The following is a 9,322-nucleotide window of genomic DNA, read 5'->3' as shown; positions in this document are numbered from 1 at the left end:
CCCGATCCTACACTGCCAAGAAAAGCCTCTAGCGAGGTGAGAGGTGCCCGTACCGCAAACCGACACAGGTAGGCGAGGAGAGAATCCTAAGGTGCGCGGGAGAACTCTCGTTAAGGAACTCGGCAAAATGACCCCGTAACTTCGGGAGAAGGGGTGCTCTCTTGGGTCACAAGCCTGAGGGAGCCGCAGTGAAAAGGCCCAAGCGACTGTTTATCAAAAACACAGGTCTCTGCGAAGCCGAAAGGCGAAGTATAGGGGCTGACACCTGCCCGGTGCTGGAAGGTTAAGGGGAGCGCTTAGCGGAAGCGAAGGTGCGAACCGAAGCCCCAGTAAACGGCGGCCGTAACTATAACGGTCCTAAGGTAGCGAAATTCCTTGTCGGGTAAGTTCCGACCCGCACGAAAGGTGTAACGACTTGGGCACTGTCTCAACGAGAGACCCGGTGAAATCATACTACCTGTGAAGATGCAGGTTACCCGCGACAGGACGGAAAGACCCCGTGGAGCTTTACTGCAGCCTGATATGGAATTTTGGTATCGCTTGTACAGGATAGGTGGGAGCCTGGGAAGCCGGAGCGCCAGCTTCGGTGGAGGCGGCGGTGGGATACCACCCTGGCGGTATTGAAATTCTAACCCGCACCCCTTAGCGGGGTGGGAGACAGTGTCAGGTGGGCAGTTTGACTGGGGCGGTCGCCTCCCAAAAGGTAACGGAGGCGCCCAAAGGTTCCCTCAGAATGGTTGGAAATCATTCGGAGAGTGCAAAGGCAGAAGGGAGCTTGACTGCGAGACAGACAGGTCGAGCAGGGACGAAAGTCGGGCTTAGTGATCCGGTGGTTCCGCATGGAAGGGCCATCGCTCAACGGATAAAAGCTACCCCGGGGATAACAGGCTGATCTCCCCCAAGAGTCCACATCGACGGGGAGGTTTGGCACCTCGATGTCGGCTCATCGCATCCTGGGGCTGTAGTCGGTCCCAAGGGTTGGGCTGTTCGCCCATTAAAGCGGTACGCGAGCTGGGTTCAGAACGTCGTGAGACAGTTCGGTCCCTATCCGTCGCGGGCGCAGGAAATTTGAGAGGAGCTGTCCTTAGTACGAGAGGACCGGGATGGACGCACCGCTGGTGTACCAGTTGTCCCGCCAGGGGCACCGCTGGGTAGCTATGTGCGGAAGGGATAAGCGCTGAAAGCATCTAAGCGTGAAGCCCCCCTCAAGATGAGATTTCCCATCGCGTCAAGCGAGTAAGATCCCTCGAAGATGACGAGGTCGATAGGTCCGAGGTGGAAGCGTGGCGACACGTGGAGCTGACGGATACTAATCGATCGAGGGCTTAACCACGAACAACGGAGAATGCCGCCTGGCCAAATGGCTTCTTCGAGACGGACGGTTATCTAGTTTTGAAGGAATGAATATATCATGCGCAATAATTTTGCGAAGGTATGGACTGTTTGAAGAGCATGTGCGCTCGTAGCTCAACTGGATAGAGCATCTGACTACGGATCAGAAGGTTAGGGGTTCGAGTCCTCTCGAGCGCGCCATTTCAGCAGGAAAAATCTTTTGCTTCTTAAACCACCAGTTGGATTTCGTACATATGTAACTTTTCATTTGTGTGTATACATATACGTTTATGTTTGAACGGTGAAAGGTATTGTTTCCGAAACACTTATGTTTGACTGAATGTAATGAATAAGAAATCCATTTCCTTTTCGGTTAGGCGGGCTTATGCCATTCTCTCCGATATATGGATGCAGGGGCATAATTTATGTAAAACAGTGGTTCCCAAAACTCTCGATTTTTTAACGCCCTTGTTGTTCGAAAAATGGCGTTAAAGCATATCATTGGGCTATAGCCAAGTGGTAAGGCAACGGACTTTGACTCCGTGATGCGCTGGTTCGAATCCAGCTAGCCCAGCCAATTGCGGAAGTAGTTCAGTGGTAGAACACCACCTTGCCAAGGTGGGGGTCGCGGGTTCGAGTCCCGTCTTCCGCTTTTGTGGCGGCATAGCCAAGTGGTAAGGCAGAGGTCTGCAAAACCTTCATCCCCGGTTCGAATCCGGGTGCCGCCTTCTTGTTTCGTCCGTGCGGGTGTAGTTTAGTGGTAAAACTTCAGCTTCCCAAGCTGACGTCGTGGGTTCGATTCCCATCACCCGCTTTTTTAATGGGCCTATAGCTCAGCCGGTTAGAGCGCACGCCTGATAAGCGTGAGGTCGGTGGTTCAAGTCCACTTAGGCCCACTTTCCGCCTATTACTGATGAGTTCTTTAAGTCGTTCCGACATATTAACTTTTTTGAGTCATTTGGCAGTGAAAGCAAGTCAAATAAATATTTCAGCAGTTCAAGCTAGTTAGAGACACGAATAATGCGTTTGCATTATTGAATCAGCTGCGAGTTGTCTCGACGCATCCTGCTTCTTAGAGCCAGCTGCCAGAGGAAGAGACAGCCAATTAAAAAATGGAGTGTAATTAATACCATGTCCCAGTAGCTCAGCTGGATAGAGCAGCGGCCTTCTAAGCCGTCGGTCGGGAGTTCGAATCTCTCCTGGGACGCTATACAACCAGCCATTTTGGCTGGTTTTTGTATTGTATTGCGATGGAATCCGCGTGCTATTCACATGATATTGCTGGCCGGACAAAAAGTCAGTCCTTTGTTAAAGGTGATGCTCCGAAAAGCAGTTTAGTGAAAAGGGGTTCGACTAATAGATGGTATTTTACCAGAAGATTGGAAGGTTATCTTTCTGCATGATTGCTGATTAGTTCTGAAAGAAAGTTTTTGGCAAATCATTCACTTCATATGCGACACGTATTCCGGATTCGATTGCACCTTGGATCCAACCGTGGGTAGTGGAGGCATGTTCGCCAGCGAAATGAACTCTTCCTTCGGGTGAAGAAATATGGGGAGATAACTCAGTTGCCTGCTCTGGTTTAAACATCGTGAAAGCTCCACCAGAGTAGGGATACCGGACCCAGCTGTGGCTCACTCCTGTTTCAAATTCACGATATATTTGTTTACCATGGAGAGTGGCCAAGTTTTTTAAGGCGTATTCCAAACGATTTTCAGCGCTTAAACTATCCCATGGTATAGCATTATCTTCCCATGTATAACTAGCTAAAACAACCCCAGGTCCTGATGTGCCAAGGTCATGGCTCGGGTATTGAGTATATGTAACAGGAAGATCAGAAACGGTTTTTCCGCCATACATGCCTTCCTTCTCCCAAAACCTGTTTTTAAACTGGATGCCTGTCTTTGTTGATCCCACATAGTGAAGTTCCCGAATCGCCTTCCATTTGTTATAAGAAAAAGAGTCGCGCGGTTCGATTTCAACAAATTGTAAGACAGAAAAAGGAATGGTCACAATTGCAAGATCACCGGTAATTTGAAATGGCTCCAAAATTTTTGTATGGACCGAATGAATGGTTACTTGGTTGTTGTGCTGGACAATTTTCCTTACTTTTTGTCCGAACATGATATTCTCTTTCAATTGTGGGACAAATGCTTTAGGAAGTTGGTCATTGCCACCCGTGATTTCATAGAAGGAGATATTAGGAGTAAACAAAATCATTAGTTCGCGCAACGCTTCTAGGAAAGAAAGCTCCGGAAATCCTTCTAATGAAAGAAGTACTTTAACCATATCGATGGCACCCGGAGATAACTTAGTTCCAAACGGGTTATATCGCAAATAAGCATCCATCGAGTATTTATCTAATTCTTTTACGACCAAAGGCCAATTGTTTCGCGGGTTTTTGCTGATAAAATCGATTACGGGCTTTATTGCGGATTGAAGCAACTCCGTAGCGGTTTTCCCTCTTTCATGCGGAGCTACCGGAAAGCCCAAAATGTCAGGATTCTTTTCGTATATCTTTAAACGAGTTTTTATTCCTCTAACATAAATAATGTCGTTAGGAGACTCATTGATAAACCGATTAACCGGAAGGCGGAACTTTTGTATATATTCCAAAGTTAAAAAATGAATGTGAGGAATACGCATCGCACCTGCTTCCAGGTACTGATCATACATAAAATCAGATCGCAACGTATAGACACGGCCCCCTACCCTGTCCGAAGCTTCAAGAATAGTAATATCATGCCCAGCTTGCTTAAGCAAAGAGGCTGCCACTAATCCTGCCATGCCTGCGCCAATAATGATAATTTTCTTAGGAATTTTGGTTTTTGGAAGCCCATTTCTGATGGTGGAAATCATTTGATCTGCGGATAACTCAGGATATATGTAATTTGACATACTTTTCCTCCTTGCCAGACTGTGAGTTGACAAAAAACTGTTTTACTGCCATCTTATTCAGCAGGAGAGGATAGTTATGCAAAAAAGAAGCAACATACAGCTGCTCCATTAGGGGCTCGTGACAAAAAAGTCTATAGTGGGATGGAAGATGAAAAATCCATTCAATAAAATCATTAATCAAGCTGATATGATTTTGTTATGATAAGATGCTTTATAGTACAATCTGGTTTTTTAACATTATGGAATAATGGGGGAACAAAGCTTAGCCATACCACTATTTAACTAGCAAAGGGATAGGTAAAGCTTGTGGCAACATTTTTCATATAGCCGGAATGACAGTCTCTCCTATCAGCAAAACAACATCATCTGTCTGTTCAGAAGCTGATGAAATTTTTTGTATTCTTTTTGGGATTCCGTTATGGATTACTTTCCACTCATTTGGTTATAGTAAATTTATTATCATAAAGGATGAGGGAGCATGATATCTAAAAAGTCAAAGCAGCCAAAGAAATCAAAGCGCTTAGCAAGTTTTTCGCTTGCGGTTATGGGAGCTGGTTTTGTTGCAACCATTCCTTTCCAAGGATCGCATCTTGGAAACTTACTGCAAGGAGGCTTTGAAGCGGGGCTTGTGGGCGGATTGGCTGACTGGTTTGCTGTTACTGCCTTATTCCGCCATCCATTGGGGGTGCCTATTCCCCATACGGCGCTTTTGCCTAAAAACCGGCAAAGAATAACGAAAGCGCTTGTCTCAACGCTTGAAAATGACTGGCTTTCCAAAGAAAGTATAAGAAGTAAAATCAAACAAATCCATTTAACAGAAAAATTGTTGTCTGTCCTTGAGAAAGAGATTTATTCAGATTCTGTGAAAAGGGGCGCTGTGTCACTCATCGCACAAATGATCGGCCATATTCCTGTTGAAAAAGTTGCTCCTTTTGTGGAAAAAGAAATAAAGTCTTCTGTTCGTTCCATTGAAATAAATGCTGTCCTTCCGTTTGCCATCGATCAAGTGCTTATTCGTGAATATGACGAAAAGTCGTTCGATTACCTTCTTGACAAAGCAGAAGAGTGGATAAAGGAAAGGGACACAAAGAATCAGCTTGGCAATCTAGCAATACGGGTACTTGACAATATAGAGTTAGACGGTTTTTTGCGGTTTGCATTAAAGTCTTTCCAAAATCTTTTGAATGAAGAAAAACTCGGCAGCATACTGCAAAACCTTCTCCTTAGTGTTGTTAGCAATTTGCGCCAAAAAGACGATCCGAACAGGAAAGCTTTACTTTTACATGTTCGTAAGGAATTGCAAAATATAAAAGACAATAAAGAGTTGTTGGGAGAAATTGAAAATTGGAAGGACCATCTTATTGACAGATGGGAGCCTGCTGAAAAAATAACCGAAATCTTGCAGAGAGCTCAGCAGAAAGCGTTGGCCTTTGTGCAAGACGGCAAATTTACGGACACGTATCTTCTTCCCTTTTTAACACGCTTACTGAATGATCTACAAAAAAATCCAGAAAAACTCCATATCATAGAAAACTGGATACAAAAGCAAATCATTCATCTTGTTGAAGAGAATCATTCCAAAATCGGCCAACTTGTACAGGAGAATCTGGATAAGCTGGATAATGAAACGCTTATTCATATGATGGAAAACAAGATTGGAACAGACTTGCAGTGGATTCGGGTGAATGGAGCGGTTTGTGGTTTTATTATCGGAATTTTGTTAACAGAAATCAAAGCCTTGATTTAATGATTTTGGCGCCAAACCCTTAAACACAATAAAAATATAGCCACGTTCTTTCACATATGCAAAAAAAAACGTGGATGGCATGAGATTACTTCTTTGAAACATTATTCCATGCTTGCGAAATGTATCACTAATTTGTTTCTATTCAAACACCAATTTCTGCCGCAAAAAATCAGTCTGCGTTTGCTTGCTTGAGTGACACTGTCCATCGAATTCACGGTTAACGCATCAGGCACGAATCGGAGCTGCACTATCTTTTTGAGGATGGCGCAGCTTTTTTCCATTTCTACCTAATTAATAACATAATTTAGCTGAATTTTTACATGATGATATAAATCTGTATTATAAATGAAAACAATTTGAAACTTTATTGCAAAAGTAAGTCTGCTAGAATATGAAGACGGGAACAAGAAAGTTTTCATTAACTATGTCATGCGGTATGTAAAATATATTGATGAAATAGGCACATCGGGAGGTAAATATGACGTTAGAAAATCAACTGATAAAAAAAAGATTTTATGAAACGTTGATAGAAGCGAATGAAACAAATCCTGTCCGTGTCCTTGGAGAAGCTTTTCAAGCCGGGCATAAAGATGGGGAAGCTGATATTTCCACGATCCGTTTTGCCCAAGGAGAAGTATATTTTCATAACAAAGATTATGAAGCGGCGATTTTCAAATGGGAAAACGTCCATAATGACTTAGAACCGTGGGCGAAGAAAAATATAGCGGATTGTTATTATGAACTCGGACAATTATCCACCGCTGAAGAAATTTATCAATCCATTGATACGGAAAGCAGTGTCTTGCAATCAGAAATTGCGTTGCAATTATTTTCGCTTTACATAGACGAAGGCAGTCTTGAAAAAGCGGATCAAGTCATAAAAAAAGCGGTGTCCTTTAATCCAGACTATCCGAATGTGACGGACATTGCGCGTGCCTTTTTCGAAAAGCACAAGGATTGGAAAAGCGCCATTGAACTGGCTGCCGCTGAAGCGATCCGGACGGAATCTCCGCAATGGTTTGATATTTTAAAAACTTATGCCGAACAAGGATTAACCAACATCTTTGAACCTCATTATTTTTCGAAATGCTTAGTCGCCCTGCACCGGGTGGATCAGGCAAGGTTTGAACAGATGGTTCAGGCATTATGGAATGGTTACAAAAATGAGCATTCTTATTTTTCGTGGCTGCGGGAATTTAATCATCTTTTCTTCGATCTGGATACAAGCCGGAAACAGTCTTGGAAAGATCTATCAGCACTTTATCAGGAAGCTTATTTTGAATTGATCGATGGAAAGTATTTAATCAAAGAACTCGAGGAGATTATTCCGAGCCTCTTAACGAACTGGCTCAGAATAGCCGATAATTCTCATGTTTTATTTGCTTCCGCAGCGGTTTTGGCATGGAGCGAGAAATTTCCATCCAGCATAAGCCCTGGGGTGGTCGATGATGCCGAAAGTCTTATTTTCCGGTCCCGCAATGAGGTAGACGGTTTGGAATACAGCTTGACATTATTCGATTCCATTGTCAAATGGGCCGAAGCGCAGCATGTTAATCCAAGCCACCGCTTTAGATGGCTCATCCGAGAACTGGTTGATTTTGAAACACATCATTTATTGGTAGCTGGAACTTCCGGGAATGGAAAATCTGCTTTTATCAATTCAGTCCTCGGAGAAAATATCCAAACTGCTCCGACGTCTTCCGTCATTGTATTTAAGGGGGATGAGGAGACGGAGATTAGAAAAATATCCGATGAAGAATTAACCGCATTTTCCAGTTTCGATGAATTCCAGGAGGCAGCAGATAGACGGCTGAATAAGGCTTTTGATAATGCGATTATTGAGTTTTCTCTTCCAGCGCCAATGTTGCAGGAAAACAGGCTGGCTCTTGTGGATACGCCGGGGTTTAGCGACCGTAATGGCATGGAAGAAGTGCTGAAATATCTGCATTTTGCCGACAGTTTATTATTTGTGCTTGATGCGAACGATCCGTTTACCGAAAAAGAACAAGAGATTTTGATGCAGATTCGCGAATATGCGCCTCATCTTCCAATCCATTTTCTGCTCAATAAAATCGATGAAATTTATGATGAACATGAAGCCGCCAGCATTGTGGAAGACACTCGCTCACGAGTCCGGGCATATGTTCCTGGGGCACGGGTGTTTGCCTATTCATCCCGTTTAAGAAGCAGAAAACAGCAAAATGAGCTTGCCGAGTTTTTGAAAAATTTGAGCCAGCCAATAGCGGAAGATGAGCGAATGGAAAAAATATTAATCTTTATCCGCCAATTAATCAGCCATTTATTGGATAAACGGGCGGAAATGGAAAACAGCCTGGCCGAATCCATTAAATGGAATGAAGAGATGGCCACGAAACTAAGCGGTGCCATCCATCAAGTAACGGATTTGAAAGAAGAAAAAGCGCGAATTATCACGAGAACGTTCCATAAAGTCTTGGAGGAAATCAGAGCGGATCTATCGGAAAATATTCCGAAAATTTTGCGGGAAACTTCTGATGTGATTCAAGAAGACAGTGATTTCCGTAAAATTCATCTTGAATTAAATGATGAGATGAACCGGAGAGTGCATGCTTACGTCAATGATAAGGTCTTGCCGAAGCTTTATCATTCTCTTCAGGAATGGATTTTAACGGCAAATGATGAGCTGAATCACTGTCAATTTTTCCTTGATGAAATAAGCGATGGGTTTAATGCGATGTATGGGGAAGAGCGGCTTAAGCTGAATTGCGACTTTAAAGTGCTTGATGACTGGCGCCGGGATGCAGAACGAATGACGAGCGGCATGCAAGTGGAGAAGGTGAATATTGTTCTCCGTCGTACACCGTATCAAATTTTATTGAAAGGTGCCGGCAAGCTGTTAGGAGCCTTCCAGCAAAACAATGCGATGTTGTATAACAAATATAAGCAGTTTGTTGAAAATCAGGATTATTTGGAGGTTACCGAATCCATTGTGAGCAAGCTGCTTCTGCAATTCGAATTGTTTGCGAAATCATTGGAACGGGATATTTCGCTCTTTTTCCGCGACCCGTTTGCCGTATTGAATCAAACGGTGGAAGAAACGAAAAAAGAAATCGCTGAAAAAGAAGAAGAGCTGGAGAGAATGAGGGCGAATCCGGAAACGTACCGCGATCCATTGACATTGTTTGAAGTAAAACTTCGCCAATACGAGTGGATTGCCGTTTCCGCAAAAAAAGTTTTTCAAGCATAACGAGATGAAACGAAAAAATCGGTCTTAAGACCGATTTTTTCGTTTTTTCAATCATCCAAAAAAACGTGGCTAATCCGTCAGACAAATTGTTTCAATAAGAGCAGATCTTAGTTTGGCAA

The 9,322-nt window shown here is 43.6% G+C and carries 3 protein-coding genes, 7 tRNA genes and 1 rRNA gene (1 of these 11 cut by a window edge); 10 read left to right on the top strand and 1 reads right to left on the bottom strand.

The window, feature by feature from the left end; translation table 11 throughout:
- The 8 genes from AOT13_RS15310 to AOT13_RS15275 form a co-directional block, all read left to right on the top strand.
- Positions 1 to 1,333, top strand: a 23S ribosomal RNA gene (locus tag AOT13_RS15310) (it extends 1,597 nt beyond the left edge of the window).
- Positions 1,334 to 1,456: 123 nt separating this feature from the next.
- Positions 1,457 to 1,533 (top strand) — tRNA-Arg (locus tag AOT13_RS15305).
- A gap of 301 nt (positions 1,534 to 1,834) precedes the next feature.
- Positions 1,835 to 1,909 (top strand) — tRNA-Gln (locus AOT13_RS15300).
- 3 nt (positions 1,910 to 1,912) lie between these two features.
- Positions 1,913 to 1,984: transfer RNA gene (locus AOT13_RS15295), tRNA-Gly, on the top strand.
- A 5-nt stretch (positions 1,985 to 1,989) separates the two neighbouring features.
- Positions 1,990 to 2,060: transfer RNA gene (locus AOT13_RS15290), tRNA-Cys, on the top strand.
- 15 nt (positions 2,061 to 2,075) lie between these two features.
- Positions 2,076 to 2,146 (top strand) — tRNA-Gly (locus tag AOT13_RS15285).
- An 8-nt stretch (positions 2,147 to 2,154) separates the two neighbouring features.
- Positions 2,155 to 2,228: transfer RNA gene (locus AOT13_RS15280), tRNA-Ile, on the top strand.
- Between the two features lie 237 nt (positions 2,229 to 2,465).
- Positions 2,466 to 2,539, top strand: a tRNA-Arg gene (locus AOT13_RS15275).
- Positions 2,540 to 2,742: 203 nt separating this feature from the next.
- On the opposite strand, the gene AOT13_RS15270 is transcribed toward AOT13_RS15275, so the two are convergent.
- On the bottom strand, positions 2,743 to 4,230 hold the full coding sequence (locus tag AOT13_RS15270) for a flavin monoamine oxidase family protein (protein WP_003249699.1): 1,488 nt from the start codon (positions 4,228 to 4,230) through the stop codon (positions 2,743 to 2,745).
- Positions 4,231 to 4,708: 478 nt separating this feature from the next.
- Between AOT13_RS15270 and AOT13_RS15265 the strand changes: the two genes are divergently transcribed.
- Both AOT13_RS15265 and AOT13_RS15260 read left to right on the top strand, forming a co-directional pair.
- The gene (locus AOT13_RS15265; RefSeq protein ID WP_003249701.1) at positions 4,709 to 5,977 is read left to right on the top strand and encodes a DUF445 domain-containing protein; all 1,269 of its coding nucleotides are present in this window, start codon (positions 4,709 to 4,711) and stop codon (positions 5,975 to 5,977) included.
- A gap of 478 nt (positions 5,978 to 6,455) precedes the next feature.
- A complete protein-coding gene (locus AOT13_RS15260) occupies positions 6,456 to 9,203 on the top strand; it encodes a dynamin family protein (RefSeq protein WP_003249702.1) in 2,748 nt (915 codons plus the stop codon).
- The last annotated feature ends 119 nt before the right edge of the window (positions 9,204 to 9,322 follow it).

The sequence above is a fragment of the Parageobacillus thermoglucosidasius genome, assembly GCF_001295365.1.
Classification (GTDB): domain Bacteria; phylum Bacillota; class Bacilli; order Bacillales; family Anoxybacillaceae; genus Parageobacillus; species Parageobacillus thermoglucosidasius.
Note: the sequence above shows the minus strand (reverse complement) of the source record. Positions and strands in the feature narration are given on the sequence as shown.